The 19,433-nt window shown below is 63.4% G+C and carries 21 protein-coding genes; 10 read left to right on the top strand and 11 right to left on the bottom strand.

The window, feature by feature from the left end:
* Position 1 precedes the first annotated feature (1 nt).
* The 4 genes from hutU to hutI all read right to left on the bottom strand — a co-directional run bounded on the left by hutU (position 2) and on the right by hutI (position 5,490).
* Positions 2–1,675, bottom strand: coding sequence for a urocanate hydratase (gene hutU / locus JT360_RS16980; protein ID WP_214472804.1), 1,674 nt, complete (start codon positions 1,673–1,675; stop codon positions 2–4).
* Positions 1,676–1,698: 23 nt separating this feature from the next.
* Positions 1,699–2,517 carry an N-formylglutamate deformylase gene (hutG, locus tag JT360_RS16975; RefSeq protein WP_214472803.1) on the bottom strand — a complete coding sequence of 273 codons (819 nt, stop codon included), beginning with the start codon at positions 2,515–2,517 and terminating at the stop codon, positions 1,699–1,701.
* Positions 2,518–2,731: 214 nt separating this feature from the next.
* Entirely contained in the window at positions 2,732–4,267 is a 1,536-nt protein-coding gene (hutH, locus tag JT360_RS16970) for a histidine ammonia-lyase (protein WP_214472802.1), read from the bottom strand.
* Complete coding sequence (gene hutI, locus JT360_RS16965) at positions 4,264–5,490, bottom strand: imidazolonepropionase (RefSeq protein ID WP_214472801.1); 1,227 nt, start codon at positions 5,488–5,490, stop codon at positions 4,264–4,266. The genes hutH and hutI overlap by 4 nt, the downstream gene beginning before the upstream one ends.
* A 98-nt stretch (positions 5,491–5,588) precedes the next feature.
* On the opposite strand from hutI, the gene JT360_RS16960 reads away from it, so the two are divergent.
* Together JT360_RS16960 and hutC are read left to right on the top strand one after the other, a co-directional pair.
* Positions 5,589–6,941 carry a formimidoylglutamate deiminase gene (locus tag JT360_RS16960; RefSeq protein WP_214472800.1) on the top strand — a complete coding sequence of 451 codons (1,353 nt, stop codon included), beginning with the start codon at positions 5,589–5,591 and terminating at the stop codon, positions 6,939–6,941.
* Positions 6,938–7,675 (top strand): histidine utilization transcriptional repressor HutC, encoded by a 738-nt coding sequence (gene hutC / locus JT360_RS16955; RefSeq protein ID WP_214472799.1) that lies wholly within the window; start codon positions 6,938–6,940, stop codon positions 7,673–7,675. The genes JT360_RS16960 and hutC overlap by 4 nt, the downstream gene beginning before the upstream one ends.
* Before the next feature lie 140 nt (positions 7,676–7,815).
* Here the strand turns inward: hutC and JT360_RS16950 are convergent, their stop codons facing one another.
* Complete coding sequence (locus JT360_RS16950) at positions 7,816–8,160, bottom strand: RidA family protein (RefSeq protein WP_214472798.1); 345 nt, start codon at positions 8,158–8,160, stop codon at positions 7,816–7,818.
* Between the two features lie 223 nt (positions 8,161–8,383).
* Here JT360_RS16950 and aztA point away from each other — a divergent pair, with 223 nt between their 5' ends.
* The 4 genes from aztA to JT360_RS16930 all read left to right on the top strand — a co-directional run bounded on the left by aztA (position 8,384) and on the right by JT360_RS16930 (position 11,552).
* Positions 8,384–9,217, top strand: a complete 834-nt coding sequence (aztA, locus tag JT360_RS16945; protein WP_214472797.1) for a zinc ABC transporter ATP-binding protein AztA — start codon at positions 8,384–8,386, stop codon at positions 9,215–9,217.
* Complete coding sequence (aztB, locus tag JT360_RS16940; RefSeq protein ID WP_214472796.1) at positions 9,217–10,092, top strand: zinc ABC transporter permease AztB; 876 nt, start codon at positions 9,217–9,219, stop codon at positions 10,090–10,092. The genes aztA and aztB overlap by 1 nt, the downstream gene beginning before the upstream one ends.
* Positions 10,093–10,119: 27 nt before the next feature.
* The gene (gene aztC / locus JT360_RS16935; protein WP_214472795.1) at positions 10,120–11,061 is read left to right on the top strand and encodes a zinc ABC transporter substrate-binding protein AztC; all 942 of its coding nucleotides are present in this window, start codon (positions 10,120–10,122) and stop codon (positions 11,059–11,061) included.
* Positions 11,062–11,213: 152 nt separating this feature from the next.
* The gene (locus JT360_RS16930; protein ID WP_214472794.1) at positions 11,214–11,552 is read left to right on the top strand and encodes a protein tyrosine phosphatase family protein; all 339 of its coding nucleotides are present in this window, start codon (positions 11,214–11,216) and stop codon (positions 11,550–11,552) included.
* Here JT360_RS16930 and JT360_RS16925 read toward each other — a convergent pair.
* Positions 11,549–12,016 (bottom strand): Lrp/AsnC family transcriptional regulator, encoded by a 468-nt coding sequence (locus tag JT360_RS16925; protein ID WP_214472793.1) that lies wholly within the window; start codon positions 12,014–12,016, stop codon positions 11,549–11,551. The genes JT360_RS16930 and JT360_RS16925 overlap by 4 nt on opposite strands.
* 136 nt (positions 12,017–12,152) lie before the next feature.
* On the opposite strand from JT360_RS16925, the gene hppD reads away from it, so the two are divergent.
* The 3 genes from hppD to JT360_RS16910 all read left to right on the top strand — a co-directional run bounded on the left by hppD (position 12,153) and on the right by JT360_RS16910 (position 13,934).
* Positions 12,153–13,265 (top strand): 4-hydroxyphenylpyruvate dioxygenase, encoded by a 1,113-nt coding sequence (gene hppD, locus JT360_RS16920; protein WP_214472792.1) that lies wholly within the window; start codon positions 12,153–12,155, stop codon positions 13,263–13,265.
* A gap of 70 nt (positions 13,266–13,335) precedes the next feature.
* On the top strand, positions 13,336–13,560 hold the full coding sequence (locus tag JT360_RS16915) for a type II toxin-antitoxin system Phd/YefM family antitoxin (RefSeq protein ID WP_023780515.1): 225 nt from the start codon (positions 13,336–13,338) through the stop codon (positions 13,558–13,560).
* Complete coding sequence (locus tag JT360_RS16910) at positions 13,557–13,934, top strand: type II toxin-antitoxin system VapC family toxin (protein ID WP_214472791.1); 378 nt, start codon at positions 13,557–13,559, stop codon at positions 13,932–13,934. Before JT360_RS16915 ends, JT360_RS16910 begins: the two co-directional genes overlap by 4 nt.
* A 17-nt stretch (positions 13,935–13,951) precedes the next feature.
* Here JT360_RS16910 and JT360_RS16905 read toward each other — a convergent pair whose 3' ends face one another.
* From JT360_RS16905 to hmgA, 4 genes are all read right to left on the bottom strand, one after another.
* Positions 13,952–14,488 carry a DinB family protein gene (locus JT360_RS16905; protein WP_214472830.1) on the bottom strand — a complete coding sequence of 179 codons (537 nt, stop codon included), beginning with the start codon at positions 14,486–14,488 and terminating at the stop codon, positions 13,952–13,954.
* A gap of 21 nt (positions 14,489–14,509) precedes the next feature.
* Complete coding sequence (locus tag JT360_RS16900; protein ID WP_214472790.1) at positions 14,510–15,523, bottom strand: fumarylacetoacetate hydrolase family protein; 1,014 nt, start codon at positions 15,521–15,523, stop codon at positions 14,510–14,512.
* A 90-nt stretch (positions 15,524–15,613) separates the two neighbouring features.
* Positions 15,614–16,468 carry an MBL fold metallo-hydrolase gene (locus JT360_RS16895; RefSeq protein WP_214472829.1) on the bottom strand — a complete coding sequence of 285 codons (855 nt, stop codon included), beginning with the start codon at positions 16,466–16,468 and terminating at the stop codon, positions 15,614–15,616.
* Positions 16,469–16,479: 11 nt separating this feature from the next.
* Entirely contained in the window at positions 16,480–17,793 is a 1,314-nt protein-coding gene (gene hmgA, locus JT360_RS16890; protein ID WP_214472789.1) for a homogentisate 1,2-dioxygenase, read from the bottom strand.
* A 96-nt stretch (positions 17,794–17,889) separates the two neighbouring features.
* Here hmgA and JT360_RS16885 point away from each other — a divergent pair, with 96 nt between their 5' ends.
* Positions 17,890–18,327 carry a MarR family winged helix-turn-helix transcriptional regulator gene (locus tag JT360_RS16885; protein ID WP_214472788.1) on the top strand — a complete coding sequence of 146 codons (438 nt, stop codon included), beginning with the start codon at positions 17,890–17,892 and terminating at the stop codon, positions 18,325–18,327.
* Positions 18,328–18,367: 40 nt separating this feature from the next.
* On the opposite strand, the gene tdh is transcribed toward JT360_RS16885, so the two are convergent.
* On the bottom strand, positions 18,368–19,402 hold the full coding sequence (tdh, locus tag JT360_RS16880; RefSeq protein ID WP_214472787.1) for an L-threonine 3-dehydrogenase: 1,035 nt from the start codon (positions 19,400–19,402) through the stop codon (positions 18,368–18,370).
* Positions 19,403–19,433 lie beyond the last annotated feature (31 nt).

Genomic DNA, 19,433 nt, shown 5'->3' with positions numbered 1-19,433 from the left:
GTTAGCCGAGAATGCCAGGCAGGTTGAGCTGGTGTTCCCTGGCGCAGTCAATGGCGATGTCGTAGCCGGCATCGGCGTGACGCATGACGCCTGTCGCCGGGTCGTTCCACAGCACGCGTTCCAGGCGCCTTGCGGCGTCCGGCGTGCCGTCGGCGACGATGACCATGCCGGCATGCTGGGAAAAGCCCATGCCGACGCCGCCACCATGGTGCAGCGACACCCAGGTGGCGCCCGACGCGGTGTTGAGCAGCGCGTTGAGCAGCGGCCAGTCGGAGACGGCATCCGAGCCGTCCTTCATCGATTCCGTCTCGCGGTTCGGCGAGGCGACCGAACCGGAATCAAGGTGATCGCGGCCGATGACGACAGGCGCCTTGAGTTCGCCTTTGGCCACCATCTCGTTGAAGGCGAGACCCAGCCGGTGGCGATCGCCAAGACCGACCCAGCAGATGCGCGCCGGCAGGCCTTGGAAGGAGATACGCTTGCGCGCCATGTCCAGCCAGTTGTGCAGATGGGTGTTGCCGGGCGTCAGTTCGCGCACCTTGGCATCGGTCTTGTAGATGTCCTCGGGATCACCGGAGAGTGCTGCCCAACGGAACGGGCCGATGCCGCGGCAGAACAGCGGGCGGATATAGGCAGGCACGAAGCCGGGGAAGGCAAAGGCATTCTCGAAACCTTCGTCCTTGGCCACCTGGCGGATGTTGTTGCCATAATCCAGCGTCGGCACGCCGGCATTCCAGAACGCAACCATAGCCTCAACATGTTCGCGCATGGAAGCACGCGCCGCCTTCTCGACCGCCTTGGGGTCGCTGACGCGCTTCTCGCGCCACTCAGCCATCGTCCAGCCTTTCGGCAGATAGCCGTTGATGGGGTCATGGGCCGAGGTCTGGTCGGTGACCATGTCGGGGCGAATGCCGCGCCTGAACATCTCGGGCACGATCTCGGCCGCGTTGCCGAGCAGGCCGACCGACTTCGCTTCGCCGGCCTTGGTCCAGCGCTCGATCATCCCCATCGCCTCGTCCAGCGTCTCGGCTTTCTCGTCGACATAGCGGGTGCGCAAGCGGAAATCGATCGAATCCGGATTGCATTCGATCGCCAGGCAGCAGGCGCCGGCCATGACGGCGGCCAGCGGCTGCGCGCCGCCCATGCCGCCGAGGCCAGCGGTCAGGATCCATTTGCCCTTGAGGTTGCCGCCATAATGCTGGCGGCCGGCCTCGACGAAGGTCTCGTAAGTGCCCTGCACGATGCCTTGCGTGCCGATGTAGATCCACGAGCCGGCCGTCATCTGGCCGTACATCATCAGGCCCTTCTTATCGAGCTCGTTGAACTTCTCCCAGGTCGCCCAGTGCGGCACCAGGTTGGAATTGGCGATCAGCACGCGCGGCGCATCCGGGTGCGTGCGGAACACGCCAACCGGCTTGCCTGACTGCACCAGCAGCGTCTCGTCCTCGCCAAGCGTCTTCAGCGAAGCGACGATGCGGTCGAAATCGTTCCAAGTGCGCGCCGCCCGGCCGATGCCGCCATAGACGACCAGCTCGTTGGGGTTTTCGGCAACGTCAGGGTCGAGATTGTTCATCAGCATGCGCAGCGGCGCTTCGGTCGTCCAATACCTGGCATTGAGCTTGTCGCCGCGGGGGCTGCGCACTTCGCGGATGTTGTGGCGAGGATTGGTCATCATTGTCCCTTTCGGATGGCGGCGCGTCAGCGCCCGGCCCAGTCAATGGCGGTTTCGAGAATCTGCTTCAGCGTGGCACGGATGGGCGCCGCATAGGTGGCGTCATAGGGCGTCGGCCAGTTGTCCGGCGTGCCCTTCGCCTCGGGCTCGCGCATGTAGCCGCGGTTGGAGAGTTCCATCTGTAGCGCATGCACGCCCTGCCGCGGCTGGCCAAAATGGCGCGTGATCCAGCCGCCCTTGAAACGGCCGTTGACGACCCATGTCTCGCCGGCCGTGGCAAGGATTGCAGCGACTTTTTCCTGCAGGACGGGATCGGCGCTCTTGCCGTCGTTCGTGCCGAGATTGAAGACCGGCAGCGTGCCTTTGAACAGGCGCGGCAATATCGAGCGGATCGAGTGGCAGTCGTAAAGGACGATCTTCTCGTGCAGGCCACGCAAGCGGTCGACCTCGGCCTGCAAGGCGGCATGGTAGGGCACGAAGAATTTCTGGCGCCGTTCGTCGATCTCCGACGGTCCCGGCTCTTCGCCCTCGCCGTAGAGCGGATCGCCATCGAAAGTCTCGGTCGGGCAAAGGCCTGTTGTCGCCTGGCCGGGATAGAGCGAGGCGCCGGACGGATCGCGGTTGACGTCGATGACGGTGCGCGAGATCGCGGTGTGGACGACGGTGGCGCCGAGGCTGCCGGCGAAATCATAGAGATTGTCGATCCACCAGTCGCAATCGCGGCGAGCAAGCCAGGGCGACACCAGCCGATTTTCGAGACCGGCGAGGTCGATCCCGGTGTGCGGGATCGACACCAGCAGCGGCGCGGTGCGGCGGGTGACGGTGAGCCAGGGGTTGGCAGTCATAGAAAATCTCCATGTGCTGGAGCTCTACGGCGCCCCCCTCTGCCCTGCCGGGCATCTCCCCCACTTGGGGGGAGATTGGCCGTAGCGACGGCTTTCGCCAATCGCCAGCGTTGAAGGAAGAGCGGCGCCAAGGAAACTGCTGATCTCCCCACTTGTGGGGGAGATGTCCGGCAGGACAGAGGGGGGCGCGAAGGATCGCGGCCTATGCCTGCATTCATGACGCTATCCCCGGCAGCACGATCGCACCCGCCGCCCTCACGGTCGCGCCACTGCGCACCATGGCGATTGCCTTCTCCATGTCGGGGTGAAAATGCCGGTCGTTGTCGAGATGCGGCACCTCGGCCCGGACCAGCTTGCGCACCGCTTCCAGAGCGTCACTCGATGCCAGAGGGGCATGGAAATCGCAGCCTTGCGCGGCGGCCAGCAATTCGATGCCGATCACCGCCGTCGCATTCTCGACCATACCGATCAGCCGGCGCGCGCCGTGGGCCGCCATCGAAACGTGGTCTTCCTGGTTGGCCGAGGTCGGAATGGAGTCAACGCTCGCCGGATAGGCCTTCTGCTTGTTTTCCGAAACGAGTGCCGCCGCCGTCACCTGCGGGATCATGAAGCCGGAATTCAGGCCGGGCTTCGGGGTGAGGAAGGCCGGCATGCCCGACAGCGCCGGATCGACCAGCATGGCGATGCGGCGCTCCGACAGCGAGCCGATCTCACAGACGGCAAGCGCGATCATATCGGCGGCGAAGGCCACCGGCTCGGCGTGGAAATTACCGCCGGAAAGGGCGGTGTCATCCTCGGCGAAGATCAGCGGATTGTCGGTAACGCCATTGGCCTCGGTTTCGAGTGTGTCGGCCGCCTTGCGCAACACATCCAGCGCCGCGCCCATGACCTGCGGCTGGCAGCGCAGGCAGTAGGGATCCTGCACGCGCTCGTCGCCGACCCGGTGTGACTCGCGGATAGCGCTGCCGGCCATCAGATTGCGCAGCGCGTCCGCCGTCTCGATCTGGCCGCGGTGCTTTCTCAAGCGATGAATGCGCGGATCGAACGGCGCGTCGGAACCCTTGGCGGCATCGGTCGACAAGGCACCGGCGACCAGTGCCGACTGGTAGAGCACTTCGGCCTCGAACAGGGCGGCCAGCGCGTAGGCGGTGGAAAACTGTGTGCCGTTGAGCAGCGCCAGACCTTCCTTGGCGCCTAACGTCACCGGCTCCAAGCCGTGCGAGACGAAGGCGACCTTGGCGGGGAAGCGGCCATGCGGGGTAAAGCATTCGCCGACGCCGATCATCACCGCCGTCATGTGCGACAGCGGCGCAAGATCGCCGGAAGCGCCGACGGAGCCTTGCGCCGGCACCACCGGGATGACGTCGTTGGCGAGCATCGCTTCCAACAGCTCGATCGTCTCGGGGCGCACACCGGAGGCACCCTGCGCCAGGCTGGCCAGTTTCAGCGCCATCATCAGCCGGGCAACGGCGACCGGCATCGGCTCGCCGACGCCTGCGGCATGCGACAGCACGATGTTGCGCTGCAAAGTCTCGAGATCCTCGGCCGGAATGCGGACGCTGGCCAGTTTGCCGAAGCCGGTGTTGATGCCATACACCGGCTCACCCTTGGCAACGATCCTGGCGACAGCCTCGGCGCTCGCCTTGATTTTCTGGCGGCACGCATCGTCTAGCCTCAATGCGGCGCCACGGTAGATGGCGCGCCAGTCGGCCAGCGTCGCATTGCCGGGCTTCAGGGTCAGTTCGGTCATTGTCCTCTCCAGATGCGGGCATGGAGCGGGTTGAAGCCCATGCGGTAAACGAGTTCGGCGGGACGTTCGATGTCCCAGATCGCCAGGTCGGCGGATTTGCCTGACACGAGCGTACCGGTTTCCGCCTGCAGGCCAAGCGCTCGGGCGGCCTCGCGGGTAACGCCGGCAAGACATTCATCGACCGTCATGCCAAACAAGGTCGCCGCCATGTTCATGGTCAGAAGCAACGAGGTCAGCGGCGAGGTGCCGGGATTGTTGTCGGTGGCGACAGCCATCCTGACGCCATGCCGGCGAAACAGCTCGATCGGCGGTTTCTTTGTCTCGCGAATGAAGTAGTAAGCGCCGGGCAGCATCGTCGCCACGGTCCCCGCCTTGGCCATCGCCACGGCGCCGGCCTCATCGGTGTATTCGAGATGATCCGCCGACAACGCACCATAACGAGCGGCAAGTTCGGCGCCATGCAGGTTGGACAGCTGGTCGGCATGAAGCTTGACCGGCAGGCCTGCGGCCTTGGCGGCGTCGAAGACGCGCGCCATCTGTTCCGGGGAAAAGGCAATGCCTTCGCAAAAGCCGTCGACCGCATCGGCCAGTCCTTCAGCGGCAACCGCCGGAAGAATCCCCTTGGCGACCAGATCGATAAAGGCGTCCTTGTCGCCCTTGGCTTCCAGCGGCAGCGCGTGGGCCCCGAGAAAGGTCGCGCGGATCGTCACCGGCCGCCGTTCGCCCAGCTTCCGGGCAGCGCGCAGCGATTTCCGCTCGTTTTCAAGGTCGAGTCCGTAGCCCGACTTGACCTCCACGGTCGTAACACCTTCGGCAATCAACGCGTCGAGGCGCGGCAGCGATTGGGCGATCAGATTGCTCTCGCTGGCAGCACGCAAGGATTTGACCGAGGAGACGATGCCGCCGCCGGCCCTGGCGACCTCTTCATAGGTGGCGCCGGCCAGCCGCATCTCAAACTCATTGGCGCGGTTGCCGGCATGGATCAGATGGGTATGGCAGTCGATCAGGCCGGGTGTGATCCAGCGGCCCTCGCAATCGATGATCTCGCCCTGGGCAAATGCCGAAGGCATCCCGGATTCCGGACCGGCATAGACAATGCGGCCATCCCGCGCGGCGAGCGCGCCGTGCTCGACGACACCAAGCCCGGCGGAATTTTCAGCCATGGACGCAAGGCGCGCATTGCGCCACAGACGAAGTGCCCGGCTTTTGCTCTCTGCAGCCATCATCTTTTCCGTTTCAATCGGTGGCAATTATGTATATACATATTGAAACGCACTGCAAGTGCTATCATCGCATGCGAGACAGGGAAGCGGAGAGAAAAGTGACTGACATCTTTGCGGCACAGGCGCTTCTTCCCGATGGCTGGCACAGCAATGTGCGGATCACTTTCGCCGATGGGCGCATTGCAGCGGTCGAACCCGGAGCCCCCGCGTCGGCTGGCGACGAACACCACTCCATCCTGCTGCCCGGCATGCCCAATCTGCACAGCCACGCCTTCCAACGCGGCATGGCCGGTCTTGCCGAACTTCGCGGCCCCTCCGCCGACAGTTTCTGGAGCTGGCGCGAGGTGATGTATCGCTTCGCGCTGTCGATGACCCCAGACCAGGTCGAAGCCGTTGCCGCACAGCTCTATGTCGAGATGCTGGAGTCCGGTTTTTCGCGCGTCGGCGAGTTTCATTATCTCCATCATGACCGCAATGGGCAACCCTACGCCAACCCCGCCGAGATGGCCGAGCGGATTGCAGCGGCCGCGGGCGAAACCGGTATCGGCCTGACGCTGCTGCCGGTGTTTTATGCGCATTCCTCCTTTGGTGGCGCCGCGCCGAATGAGGGCCAGCGCCGATTCGTCAACGATGTGAATCGGTTCGCACGGCTTGTTGAGAAGTCTAGCGAATCTGTTCGCGGCTTGAATCAAGCCGTCGTTGGTGTCGCCCCGCACAGTCTGCGCGCCGCGACACCGGAAGAACTCACTGCCGTTGCGGCTATCGCGCCGGACGGACCGATCCACATCCACGTCGCCGAGCAGGTGAAGGAAGTCGAGGACTGCCTGGCCTGGTCCGGCGCACGGCCGGTCGAATTTCTGCTGGCCAACGCCGAGGTCGACCAGCGGTGGTGCCTGATCCATGCCACCCATATGACGGACGCGGAAACGACTGCGATGGCCAAGAGCGGCGCCATTGCCGGTCTATGCCCGATCACCGAAGCCAATCTCGGCGATGGCACTTTCGCGGCGCCGCTGTTCAGGGAGCATGGCGGCCGCTTTGGCGTCGGCTCCGATTCCAACGTGCTGATCGGACTGCCCGACGAATTGCGCCAGCTCGAATATTCGCAGCGCCTTGCGCACCGCGCACGCAATGTGCTTGCCGTGGCCGGCGGTTCGACGGGACGAGCGCTGTTCGATGCTGCCCTTGATGGCGGCAGCGCCGCGCTTGGCGCCGGCGCCTCGCGGATCGCTGTCGGCGCAGCCGCCGATCTCGTCTCGCTGGACGCCAAGAACCCTTCGCTGGCCGGCAAGACCGGCGACGCGATCCTCGACGCCTGGATCTTCGCCAATGGCAGCAAGGTTGACTGCGTCTGGGTGCATGGACAGAAGCTGGTCAGCGGCGGCCGGCATTCAAGGCGCGAAGCCATCGCCGAGCGGTTTCGCGGTGTGATGACGGCGCTGTCGGCATGAGCACGGTCGAGACAGCGGCGGCGGACAGTGGCGGCTCGCTGCACCAGCGCATCCTGTCCGACATCAGTGAGAAGATCCTGTCAGGCGCCTGGGCGCCCGGCCATCGCATTCCGTTCGAGCACGAGCTGACGGAGCAATACGGTTGCTCGCGCATGACGGTGAACAAGGCGCTGTCGCAGTTGGCCAAGGCCGGCCTGATCGAACGCCGCCGCCGTTCCGGCAGCTTCGTGCGCCGGCCGCAATCGCAAGCGGCGGTGCTGGAGATCCACGACATCCGGATCGAAGTCGAAGCGCTTGGCCTAGCCTACCGCTACGAGCGCGTGGCGCGGCAGAAAAGGCGCAGCAGCGCCGAGGATCGCGGTTTACTGGAACTCGACGCCGCTGGGCCGGTGCTGGCGCTGGAATGCCGGCACTTCGCCGGCAAGCGGCCGTTCGCGCATGAGCAGCGGCTGATCAACCTCGCCGCCGTGCCCGAGGCGGGCGAGGAAGAGTTTCTCGACATCGCGCCCGGCCCGTGGCTGATCGGCCGCGTGCCTTGGAGCGAGGCCGAGCACCGCATCCGCGCGGTTGCCGCGGATGATCATGCAGCCGATGCCCTCGACATCGACCCCGGAGCGCCCTGCCTGGTGGTCGAGCGCCGGACCTGGGGCGCCGAACATCCGGTTACCCATGTGCGCTTCACCTATGCGGCTGACAGCCACACGCTGGTGGCGAGGTTCAGGCCGCAGGGGTAGTGCTTGCTCACCCTCCCCCTTGTGGGGAGGGTCGGCGAGCCGACGTTGCGAAGCAAGGTTGGCGAGACGGGGTGGGGGTGAGCGCCGACCCCCACCCCGCTGCTGCGCAGCGACCCTCCCCACAAGGGGGAGGGTAAAGCTCAAATCGCCGCCGTGATAATGATCTCGACCAGATATTCCGGCGCGGCGAGCTTGGCTTCACCGGTGGCGCGGGCCGGGGTGTGGCCCTGGGGCACCCACTTGTCCCATTCCGAATTCATCTCGGCGAAGGTGCCCATGTCGGCCAGCCAGATGATCGCCTGCACGATTTTGGTTTTGTCGGTGCCGGCCTTGGCCAGCAATTCGTCGATGGTCGCCAGAATATCCCTGGTCTGAGCGGCGACGTTGCCGCCGGGCTCGCCGACCTGGCCGGCCAGATAGACGGTGTTGCCATGGATGACGATCTGGCTCATGCGCGGGCCAACATCGATGCGACGAATGCTCATGGGAGGTTCCTTCGTTTGACGGGTCGCGCCTGTTTAGAGTTGGCGTGGGCTTCGGGCAAGGCCGCCGGCGCCAAATCCCCTTGGACCAGCGAGGGGCGAGATTCATGGCAAGTTGAGCCGCCGGTCGCAATTCCGCCCGATTGGCTTGTTGACTAATGTAATAACATCACATATCCAATCGGTCCCCTGCCCGCGGCAGGGTTTCGCCGCTCCACGGAACGACATGAACCAGACCTGCCTGACATTCCGTGACCTGACGCTGGGCTACAACAGCCACCCGGCCATCCATCATCTCGACGGCGCGATCCGCAAGGGCTCGCTGACGGCCGTGGTCGGCGCCAACGGTTCCGGCAAGTCGACGCTGATGAAGGGTATTGTCGGGGTACTGAAGCCGATGGCCGGCGAGGTTGTCCGCGCGCCGGGCGTGCGTGCGGCTTACCTGCCGCAGCAATCCGAGCTTGATCGCTCCTTTCCGGCGCGCGTTGTCGATCTGGTCGCGCTCGGTCTTTGGCCGAAGCGCGGCATGCTTGGCCGTTACACCAAGGAAGACCGCGAGTCCGTCAGTCAAGCACTGATGGCGGTCGGCCTCGGCGGCTTCGAGAAGCGGCCGATCGACACCCTGTCGGGCGGCCAGCTGCAGCGCACGCTGTTTGCCCGCGTGCTGTTGCAGGACGCCGACCTCATCCTGCTCGACGAGCCGTTCAATGCGGTCGATGCCAAGACGGTCGGCGACCTGATCGCCCTGATCAAGCGCTGGCACGGCGAAGAACGCACCATCATGGTTGTCGTCCATGATCTCGATCTGGTGCGCCAGAATTTCCCTGAAACCCTGCTGCTGGCCCGCCGGCCGATCGCCTGGGGCGAAACCAGGGAAACGCTGAAGCCGGAGAACCTGTTGCGCGCCCGCCGCTTCCATGAAGCCTGGGAGGAAAATGCGCCCTGGTGCGAGCCGGACGAGCACGCTCATGGCCCCGATCGTGATCATCATGACCATGATCACGATCATCACGGCCACGCTCACGACCATCACCATGGCGCCGGGCCGAGGGCTGCCTGATGGAGATGCTCTACGGTCTTTTCATCGCCCCCTTCGCCGATTTCGCCTTCATGCAGCGGGCGCTGGTCGGCTCGCTGATGCTGTCGCTCGGCGCCTGCCCGATCGGCGTCTTCCTGATGCTGCGGCGCATGAGCCTGTCGGGTGACGCCATGGCACATGCCATCCTGCCGGGAGCGGCGGCCGGCTTCTTGTTCTACGGCCTCGAAATCCTGCCGATGACCATTGGCGGCCTGATCGCCGGCGTCATTGTCGCGCTCGGCGCCGGTGCTGTCTCGCGCTTCACCATCCAGCGCGAGGACGCCTCGATGGCGGCCTTCTACCTGATTTCGCTCGCCATCGGCGTGCTGATGGTGTCGATCCGTGGCTCCAGCGTCGATCTCATGCATGTTCTGTTCGGCACCGTGCTGGCACTCAACAATGAGGCATTGACGTTGATCGGCGGCATCGTCGCGGTAACCCTGGTCAGCCTCGCCATCTTCTGGCGGGCGCTGGTCGCCGAATGCCTCGATCCGCTGTTCCTGCGTTCGGTCAGCCGCATGGGCAGCCCGGTGCATTTCATCTTCCTTGGCTTGGTCGTGCTCAACCTCGTCGGCGGCTTCCAGGCGCTCGGCACGTTGCTGTCCGTCGGGTTGATGATGCTGCCGGCGGCAGCCGCGCGCTTCTGGACCGCGCGCGTCGAGCCCATGTGCGTGCTGGCCGTGCTGATCGGTTTTGCATCCTGCATCGCCGGGCTGCTTTTGTCCTATCACGCCTCGCTACCGTCCGGCCCGGCCATCATCCTGTCGGCCGGCGTCGTGTACTTCGCCTCGATCCTGTTTGGCACGCGCGGCATTCTGCGCGCGCGCATCGTCCATCACCGTCACAGAACGGCCTGATCCCCGCCCCCAAAGGAGACCTGACCCATGCTGAAATCGATCCGTGCCGCCCTGGCGATGAGCGTTATAACATTAACTGCCTTCGGGGCGTCATCCGCCTTGGCGGCACCGCTGAAGGTGGTCGCCAGCTTCACGGTCATCGCCGACTTCGCCAGGAATGTGGGCGGCGACCGGGTCGACATCACCGCCATCGTCGGGCCGGATGGCGATGCCCATGTCTATGAGCCGAGCCCGGCCGATGCGGTCACGATGGCGAAGGCGGACATCGTTCTGGTCAACGGCCTGCATTTCGAAGGTTTCCTGCAGCGGCTGGTCGACGCCAGCGCCACCAAGGCGTCGATCATAACCTTGACCAAGGGTGTGACGCCGATCGATTTCAAGCCTGAATTCGCCGACGCGGACGCCGCCGAAGGCGCCGGCACCGGCGGCGGCAAGACGGTCACCGACCCGCACGCCTTCCAGTCGATCGCCAATGCCAAGATCTATGTGAAGAACATCGCCGAGGCCTTCTGCGCGGCCGACAGCGACGGTTGCGTCTCCTACCAGACCAATGCCGCGACCTACACCAAGAAGCTCGATGCGCTGGAAGGCGAAGTGAGGGCGGCCATCCAGGCAATCCCCGAGGCGAAGCGCGTCGTCATCACCTCGCACGATGCCTTCGGCTATTTCGAGCACGAATACGGCCTGACCTTCCTCGCCCCGCAGGGCATTTCGACCGATTCCGAGCCGTCCGCCGCCGATGTCGCCAAGCTGGTCGAGCAGGTGAAGCAGGACAAGGCCGCGGCGATCTTCGTCGAGAACATCACCAACCCGCGCCTGATCGAACAGATTGCCAGCGAGACCGGCCTCAAGGTGGGCGGTACGCTCTATTCGGATGCGCTTTCGCAGCCCGATGGGCCGGGCTCGACCTATATCGACATGATGCACAACAACATCCGCCAGATCAAAGGCGCGATCCTCGGCAGCTGATATCCGCCAGGGCTATCCAACCGGGCCGCGCTGGCCCGGTTGGATTTTTCTGCCCACAATGTCTATTTGGCAGGGAATTCCCTCGATGCGGATTGCCGCACGTGCCCGGCAGTGGCAAGACTGCCGCCTGACCAGATTGCGAGGATGCTGCCATGGAATACCGCGAGATCAGTGAAGGCTATTCGGTCTCGGGCCAGATCCAGCCCGAGGACGTCGCCGCCATCAAGGTCGCCGGCTTCAAGAGCGTCATCTGCAACCGGCCGGATGACGAGCAGCCCGGCCAGCCCTCGGCCGACACGCTCAAGGCGGCGGTGGAAGGCGCAGGCTTGGCTTTCCGCTATATCCCGGTCATCAGCGGCCAGATCACGGCCGAGAATGTCGAGGATCAGGCCGAGGCGCTCGACGAACTCGACGGGCCGGTCTTCGCCTATTGCCGCTCCGGCGCCCGCTGCACCAATCTTTATGGGCTGATCCAGCAGTCGAGGGGTTAAATCGGCAGCGCGCCGGTTTCCTTCAACGTCTCGAGCACGATCGCCGTCTTCACATGCTGCACGGATTCGTGCGGCAGGAGTACGCCGTTGACGAATTCAGACAGCGACTTCAGGTCGGGCGTCACCACTTTCAGGATGTAATCCATCTCGCCGGTCAGCGCGTGCGCCTCCTGCACTTCCGGCAGGCGCGCCACCAATTCACCGAAGCGCCGTGCATTGTCGCGGTTGTGGGTAGCCAAGGTCACCGAGATGACATTGACCAGCGAGAAGCCGAGCCTGTCGCGGTCGAGCACGGCGCGATAGCCCTTGATATAGCCGTCCTCCTCCAGCCGCTGGCGGCGGCGCGAACATTGCGATGCCGACAGGTTGACCCGTTCCGATAGATCGTTGTTGGTCAGCCGCGCATCGCCCTGCAGGAGCGCCATTATCTTGCGATCAAACCGATCTATGCGCGTCTCATCCATGGTTTTACCTAACATCATGCACAGTTCTCGCATGACATCATCATTTCAAGCGTTTGAATGCAAGCACCATGCACCGGCCCCGCGCTATGATGACGTCAGATGGCCTTTCAGGCCCAGCAGTTCTTGGAGGAATATCATGGGTCCCTTCCCGCACGACGCGCCGCCCGCCACGATCAGCAAGGACAACCCGGCCGGCACCGATGGCTTCGAGTTCGTTGAATTCGCGCATCCGGAGCCGCAGAAGCTGGCCGAGCTGTTCACCCGCATGGGCTATGTCGCAGTCGCCAAGCACCGCACGAAGGACATCACCGTCTGGCGCCAGGGCGACATCAACTATGTCGTCAATGCCGAGCCGGGCTCACACGCGATGAAGTTCGCCGACAAGCACGGCCCTTGTGCCGCCTCGATGGCCTGGCGGGTGGTCGATGCCAAGCATGCCTTCGACCATGCCGTTGCCAAGGGCGCCACGCCATACGAAGGCGACGACAAGGCGCTCGACGTGCCGGCCATCGTCGGCATCGGTGGTTCGCTGCTCTATTTCATCGACGCTTACGGCAAGAAGGGCTCGGCTTACGATACCGAGTTCGAGTGGCTTGGTGCGCGTGACCCGCGGCCGCAAGGCGTCGGCTTCTACTACCTCGACCACCTCACCCACAATGTCTATCGCGGCCAGATGGACAAATGGTGGGATTTCTACCGCAATCTGTTCGGCTTCAAGCAGATCCACTTCTTCGACATCGACGGCAAGATCACCGGCCTGGTCAGCCGCGCCATCACCTCGCCTTGCGGCAAGATCCGCATTCCGCTCAACGAGTCCAAGGACGAGACCAGCCAGATCGCCGAGTACCTGAAGAAGTACAATGGGGAAGGCATCCAGCATATCGCCGTCGGCACCGACGAAATATACGAGGCCACCGACAAGCTCGCCGCCAACGGACTGAAGTTCATGCCGGGCCCGCCGGAGACCTATTACGACATGTCCTATGACCGCGTGAACGGTCATGACGAGCCGATCGAGCGAATGAAGAAGCATGGCATCCTGATCGACGGCGAAGGCGTGGTCGACGGCGGCAGGACCAAGATTCTTTTGCAAATCTTCTCGAAGACCGTCATCGGCCCGATCTTCTTCGAGTTCATCCAGAGGAAGGGCGATGAAGGTTTTGGCGAGGGCAATTTCCGCGCTTTGTTCGAATCGATCGAGCAGGACCAGATCAAGCGCGGCGTGATCAAGGTTCAGGCGGCGGAGTAGTCCGCCCCGACCAGGTGGCTTGCGGCTCGATCGATTATGACCTAAATTATGGTCACAAAGGATCGAGCCCATGAATGTTTCCATCGCCGAGGCCAAAGCCAAGTTATCGGAACTCGTCAGTCGCGCGGAAGCCGGTGAGGAGATCGTGCTTACGCGCCATGGGAAGGTCGCTGCGCGTATCGTTCCGCCGGCAGTGGCCGAACCCCTGCCGCGTATCGGTGCCTTAAAGGGTAAGATCTGGATTGCGGACGATTTTGACGAACTCGGTCCCGAATGGGACGAGTATGTGAAATGACGGTCGGCCCGTTTCTCGCCGACACACATATCATCCTCTGGTCGATTTCGGATGACCGACGTCTTAGCGAGCACCACCGCGCCGTCCTGGCTTCGGAAGCGGTGGTGTTCGCGAGCGCCGCAAGTGTCTGGGAAATTGCCATCAAACGTTCGATCGGAAAGCTCAGCGCGCCGGACGATCTGCCGACGTTGCTTCCCAGAATGCAATTTCAACCGCTCGCAGTAAATTTCCAGCATGCGAACGCCGTCCGCGACCTACCCCGATACCATGGCGATCCGTTCGACAGGATGCTGATTGCGCAAGCACAGCTGGAGAACCTCACCATTCTTACATCGGACCCGCATTTTACCCGATACGATGTCGCTTTGGCCTGATCAGCGAAGTTTCGATCTCACAAACCCAGCCGCTCGACCTCTTTCTCCCTCAGTTTCAAATCATAATCGAGCAGGAACTCATCCAGTTGCGGCGGCGCGACCGAGGTGCCGGACAGCATCGCGTGCACCTGGCCGCGATGGTGGATGTCGTGCACGAAGACATGGGCGAGGATGTCGCCGATGCGTTCGGGGATCATGCCGTCCTCGCGCCGGTCGGTGACGACACGGCGGTCGAGATCGGGCTCCGACAGGCCATCGCAGAAGGCGATCAGCCGTCGGTCGGCCACGACCTGGGCGGCAAAAAGCGCCTGTGGTTCATCGAAAGGCACGAAATCATCGTGGGCGGCGGCGCCGATACCGCCCTCCTCGAGAAAATCAAGATAGAGAAGATCGACCGCGAGGATATGGTTGAGCGTCGTCTTGATCGACGGGAAAAAGTTGGTGCGTCTTGCTTCGAACTCGCCGGGTTCGAGCGCGAGCACGGCACGATAGAGCCGGTCATTCGACCACAGATTGTTACCCGCCAGCCGGCGCAGATGGTCCAGAAGATTCATCACCGAAACCTCCCGCAGCCCTCACCTTTGGTATTTCTCGACCTTCTGCTCGATGGCACCGAAGATCGAATGGCCGGCCTTGTCCTTCATCTCGATGCGCACCGTGTCGCCAAAGCGCAGGAACGGCGTCTTGGGTTCGCCCGACACAATGGTCTCGATCATGCGCAGTTCGGCGATGCAGGAATAGCCGGCGCCGCCCGCCGAGACCGGCTTGCCCGGGCCGCCGTCGAGCTTGTTGGATACCGTGCCGGAACCGATGATCGTTCCTGCTACCAGAGGCCTTGTGCGGGCGGCATGCACGATCAGCGCCGGAAAATCGAAGGTCATGTCGACGCCGGCATTGGCGCGGCCGAACGGCTTGCCATTGAGATCGGCCAGCAGCGGCAGGCTGACCTTGCCGCCGTCCCAGGCATCGTCCAGCTCATCCGGCGTCACCGCAACGGGCGAAAAGGCCGAGGACGGTTTTGACTGGAAAAAGCCAAAACCCTTGGCCAGTTCCGGCCCGGTGAGCGCGCGCAGCGTCACATCGTTGACCAGCATGACCAGCCGGATCGCGGCGCGCGCTTCATCGAGGCTTGCGCCCATCGGCACGTCGTCGACGATGACGGTCACTTCCGCCTCCATGTCGATGCCGAAGGCTTCATCGCGCATGCGGATCGGATCACGCGGCGCAATGAAGGAGTCGGATCCGCCCTGGTAGATCAGCGGGTCGGTCCAAAAGCTCGCCGGCATCTCGACGCCGCGCGCCTTCCGCACCAGTTCGACATGGTTCACATAGGCCGAACCATCGGCCCATTGATAGGCGCGCGGCAGCGGTGAATGCGCGTCATTTTCGTGAAAGCGGGCCGCGGGCACCGCATTGTTCTCAAGCGATTCCGCTATGGTCGCGAGATGCGGCGAGATCCTGCGCCAATCATCGAGTGCGGCCTGCAGCGTGCGCGCCAGGAACGAGGCGTCGGTGAAGCGTGTCAGGTCGCGCGAGACGACGACGAGTTTTCCGTCACGCGTCCCGTCCTTCAATGTGGCAAGCTTCATGCGGTTTCCTCTCCTGATGCGGCTTTGGCGCCGCTTTGGTTCTTTGCTTACGCTTGATCTTTTCCGAAAACCGGTTCCCACTTTTCGGGATCATGCGAGCTCCACAACAAGGCCGTCGCGGGCGATCGTCAAGTCGCCGGCCCATGTTTTCCCGACAGCGGTAAGCCAGTCGGCCTCGCCGATCTCGGCATCGTCGGCCGGAATGAGATGATTGAGCACCAACCTCTTCACGCCGGCATCGCTGGCAATGCGGCCGGCTTCCTCGGCAAAGCTGTGGCTGGCAAGCAGATGTTCTCTGAGCCGCCCACCATTGCCGGTTCGGGCGACCAGCCGCTCGATGCCTTCTTCCAGCATGGCTTCGTGGACGAGGATGTCGGCACCTTCGGCGAAATCGGCGAGCGGTGGAAAAAAGGCTGTGTCGGCGGAGAACACCACGCTTTTGACGCCATGCTCGAAGCGCAGGGCAAAGCTGTCGGCCACCGGCGGATGGTCGACGCGCAGCGCCGTCACCTTCAGGCCGCTTTGCTCAAGCACCTGGCCCTCGCCGAACTCGCTGATCGAAACCAGCTCACGGATATCGGGCCGACCCTCATCGACGATGCGGATTTCGATGTCGAACTCCATCGCCTGGCAAAAGCGGTGCCAATAATGGCCGGTGCCGGGCGGGCCGAACACGCTGACGGGTGTCGCCAACCCTGCCGTCCAGGCGGTGTGGATCAGCGGCCCCAGCTCCAGCACATGATCGGAATGCAGATGCGTGATGAAGACCAGGTCGAGCGCCTTCAGGCTGACGCCGGCATCGACCAGACCGCGCGTCACGCCGAGCCCGCAATCGACGACGATGGTTCGTCCGCCGATCTGCAGCAGCGACGAACTCGGCCATGGTCCGCCCGGCCGCAGCGCCGGGCCGCCTTTCGAGCCAAGCAGCACCAGCCGGTCCGACATTGGCTCGTCGCTCAAGACCAGTCGCCCTCGGGCGTGCCATTGAAGCGCTTCTTCAGGTCGGCCCAGCAGTCGATGTAATTGTCCTGCCGGGTTTCCAGTTCGGCGCCGTAACGGGTCAGCATCTGCGGAAAACGGGTTTCGAACATGAAGGCCATGGTGTTGTCGAGCTTGACCGGTTTCAGATCCGTGCGCGAGGCCTTTTCGAAGCCAGGCGCATCCGGCCCATGGGCCAGCATCAGATTGTGCAGGCTGATGCCGCCGGGAACAAAGCCTTCTTCCTTGGCATCGTACTGGCCATGGATCAGCCCCATGAACTCGCTCATGATGTTGCGGTGATACCAGGGCGGCCGGAATGTATCCTCGGCCACCAGCCAGCGCGGCGGGAAGATGACGAAGTCGATATTGGCCGTGCCCTCCTCGCCGCTAGGCGCCGTCAGCACGGTGAAGATCGACGGATCGGGATGATCGAACAGCAGGGCGCCGACCGGCGAAAACGTCGCCAGATCATATTTGTAGGGCGCGTAGTTGCCGTGCCAGGCGACAACGTCGAGCGGCGAATGGCCGAGATCGGTGACATGGAAATTGCCGCACCATTTGACGGTCAGCCGGCATGGTGTCTCCTTCTCCTCGAACCAGGCGCAGGGCGTCTTGAAGTCGCGCGGGTTGGCCAGGCAATTGGCGCCGATCGGGCCGCGGTCGGGCAAGGTCAGCTTGGCACCGTAGTTTTCGCAGACATAGCCGCGCACCTCCTCGTCAACCAGTTCGACCTTGAACACCAGGCCGCGCGGCAGCACGGCAATTTCGCCGGGCCTGAGTTCGATGACGCCCATCTCGGTGACAAAGCGCAAGGCGCCAACCTGCGGCACCACCAGCAACTCGCCGTCGGCATTGAAGAAATGATCGTCGATCATCGATGTATTGGCGACATAGACATGGGCCGCCATGCCGGTCTGGCCGAGCACGTCGCCGGCGGTGGTGATGCTGCGCATGCCCTGAATAAAGTCTGTCGGCTCCGTCGGCATCGGCACCGGGTTCCAGCGATACTGGCCGAGTGCCAGTTCATGGTCGCCGACATTGGGCGCGGTCTTCCACAGGGGATAGCTCGCCGCCTTGAAGCGGCCGGTGTGCTTGACGCTCGGCCTGATGCGATAGAGCCAGGAGCGCTCATTGGTGCCGCGCGGCGCGGTGAAGGGCGAGCCCGAAAGCTGCTCGGCATAGAGGCCGTAGGCCGGCCGTTGCGGTGAGTTCCGCCCTTGCGGCAGCGAACCTGGCAATGTCTCGGTTTCGAAGTCGTTGCCGAAGCCCGGCATGTAGGAAAAGGTCATCGCTTCCTCCTCGCGAAATGCTTGACCAAATTGGTTTCATTTGTAACCATTGAAAATGTAACTATCAATGCCGAGGGCATTTGCCGGTGGCTGGTCATGGAAATCCTCGAACTCGAAAACTTCCTGCCCTATCGGCTGTATCGGCTTGCCGACGCCGTGAGCCGCGAATTCTCCCGAATATACAAGGACAGTCACGGGCTGACGCGGCCGGAATGGCGCACGCTTTCCGGGCTTGGCCAGCGCGGCACGATGACCGCGACGGAGCTCGGCGAGCAATCGGCCATGCACAAGACCAAGGTCTCGCGCGCCGTGGCCGAGCTCGAACGGCGGCGCTGGCTCATCCGAAACACTGACGAGAACGATCGCCGCGTCGAGCATCTGACGCTGACCCGGGCCGGACTTGAGGCCTATCGCGAGATGGTGCCGCTGGCGAAGGCGTTCGAGCGGGAGTTGCTGGCAAGGCTCAGCGCCAGCGAACGCGCGGCGATTGTCAGTGGGGTGGCGGCGCTGGAGGGGGCGTTGGGCGGAAAGTAGAGCTGATAGGCTGGCGGGATCGCCACGCCTCTTATTCTGCCTACCAATCCATTACCACCTTGCCCGAGCTGCCGCTGCGCATCGCGTCGAAGCCTAGTTGAAAATCGTCGATGCCGATGCGGTGCGTGATCAGGCCGCTCACATCGAGCGGGCCCTGAACCAGCGCGATCATCTTGTACCAGGTCTCGAACATCTCGCGGCCATAGATGCCCTTGAGATGCAGCATCTTGAAGATAACCTTGTTCCAGTCGATCTCGAAGCCGGTGGGGGCGATACCGAGGATGGCGATCTTGCCGCCATTGTTCATGGTGTCGATCATGTCGCGGAAGGCAGGCGCCGCGCCCGACATTTCGAGGCCGACATCAAAACCCTCAGTCATGCCGAGCGCCGGCATGACGTCGCGCAGCTTTTCCTTCGAGGCGTCGACGACATGCTGGACGCCAAGCTTTTTCGCCAAAGCCAGCCGCACCGGATTGATGTCGGTGATGACCACCTTTCGGGCGCCGACGCATTGCGCCACCAACGCGCCCATGATGCCGATCGGACCGGCGCCGGTAACCAGCACGTCCTCCCCGACGAGATCAAAGGACAATGCGGTATGGACCGCATTGCCCAGGGGATCGAAGATCGCGGCCACCTCGTCGGGCACATCGTCGGGGATGGGCACCACATTGTGCTGCGGGATCGCCAGATACTCACCGAAGGCGCCAGGCCGGTTGACGCCGACACCGAGCGTGTTGCGGCACAGATGCCCCCTGCCCGCACGGCAGTTGCGGCAATGGCCGCAGACGATGTGGCCTTCGCCCGACACCCGCTGGCCGACTTTGTATTCGGTGACCGCCGCGCCGAAATCGGCAATGGTGCCGACGAACTCATGGCCGGTGACCATCGGCACCGGCACGGTCTTCTGCGCCCAATGGTCCCAATTGTAGATGTGCACGTCAGTGCCGCAGATCGCGGTCTTCCTGATCTTGATCAGCACATCGTTAGGGCCGATCTCCGGCACCGGCACCTCTTCCATCCAGATGCCCGGCTCGGCCTTGGCCTTCACCAGCGCCTTCATCATGTTCGACATTCTTTTGTCCCTTGAAGCTCTTGATCCGGAA

This window comes from Mesorhizobium sp. dw_380 (assembly GCF_018588885.1).
Classification (GTDB): domain Bacteria; phylum Pseudomonadota; class Alphaproteobacteria; order Rhizobiales; family Rhizobiaceae; genus Mesorhizobium.
The sequence above is the reverse complement of the archived record's forward strand: the minus strand, read 5'-3'. Positions and strand labels throughout refer to the sequence as shown.

Bases quoted from the DNA above. Each gene is read 5' to 3' on its own strand.
- JT360_RS16885 (WP_214472788.1), top strand. From the start codon at position 17,890: ATGGAAATCCTCGAACTCGAAAACTTCCTGCCCTATCGGCTGTATCGG.
- hutU (WP_214472804.1), bottom strand. From the start codon at position 1,675: ATGATGACCAATCCTCGCCACAACATCCGCGAAGTGCGCAGCCCCCGC.
- JT360_RS16950 (WP_214472798.1), bottom strand. From the start codon at position 8,160: ATGAGCATTCGTCGCATCGATGTTGGCCCGCGCATGAGCCAGATCGTC.
- hutG (WP_214472803.1), bottom strand. From the start codon at position 2,517: ATGACTGCCAACCCCTGGCTCACCGTCACCCGCCGCACCGCGCCGCTG.
- aztA (WP_214472797.1), top strand. From the start codon at position 8,384: ATGAACCAGACCTGCCTGACATTCCGTGACCTGACGCTGGGCTACAAC.
- JT360_RS16895 (WP_214472829.1), bottom strand. From the start codon at position 16,468: ATGTCGGACCGGCTGGTGCTGCTTGGCTCGAAAGGCGGCCCGGCGCTG.
- JT360_RS16905 (WP_214472830.1), bottom strand. From the start codon at position 14,488: ATGAATCTTCTGGACCATCTGCGCCGGCTGGCGGGTAACAATCTGTGG.
- hutC (WP_214472799.1), top strand. From the start codon at position 6,938: ATGAGCACGGTCGAGACAGCGGCGGCGGACAGTGGCGGCTCGCTGCAC.
- JT360_RS16925 (WP_214472793.1), bottom strand. From the start codon at position 12,016: ATGGATGAGACGCGCATAGATCGGTTTGATCGCAAGATAATGGCGCTC.
- tdh (WP_214472787.1), bottom strand. From the start codon at position 19,402: ATGTCGAACATGATGAAGGCGCTGGTGAAGGCCAAGGCCGAGCCGGGC.
- JT360_RS16930 (WP_214472794.1), top strand. From the start codon at position 11,214: ATGGAATACCGCGAGATCAGTGAAGGCTATTCGGTCTCGGGCCAGATC.
- aztB (WP_214472796.1), top strand. From the start codon at position 9,217: ATGGAGATGCTCTACGGTCTTTTCATCGCCCCCTTCGCCGATTTCGCC.
- JT360_RS16900 (WP_214472790.1), bottom strand. From the start codon at position 15,523: ATGAAGCTTGCCACATTGAAGGACGGGACGCGTGACGGAAAACTCGTC.
- JT360_RS16910 (WP_214472791.1), top strand. From the start codon at position 13,557: ATGACGGTCGGCCCGTTTCTCGCCGACACACATATCATCCTCTGGTCG.
- hmgA (WP_214472789.1), bottom strand. From the start codon at position 17,793: ATGACCTTTTCCTACATGCCGGGCTTCGGCAACGACTTCGAAACCGAG.
- JT360_RS16915 (WP_023780515.1), top strand. From the start codon at position 13,336: ATGAATGTTTCCATCGCCGAGGCCAAAGCCAAGTTATCGGAACTCGTC.
- aztC (WP_214472795.1), top strand. From the start codon at position 10,120: ATGCTGAAATCGATCCGTGCCGCCCTGGCGATGAGCGTTATAACATTA.
- hutH (WP_214472802.1), bottom strand. From the start codon at position 4,267: ATGACCGAACTGACCCTGAAGCCCGGCAATGCGACGCTGGCCGACTGG.
- hutI (WP_214472801.1), bottom strand. From the start codon at position 5,490: ATGGCTGCAGAGAGCAAAAGCCGGGCACTTCGTCTGTGGCGCAATGCG.
- hppD (WP_214472792.1), top strand. From the start codon at position 12,153: ATGGGTCCCTTCCCGCACGACGCGCCGCCCGCCACGATCAGCAAGGAC.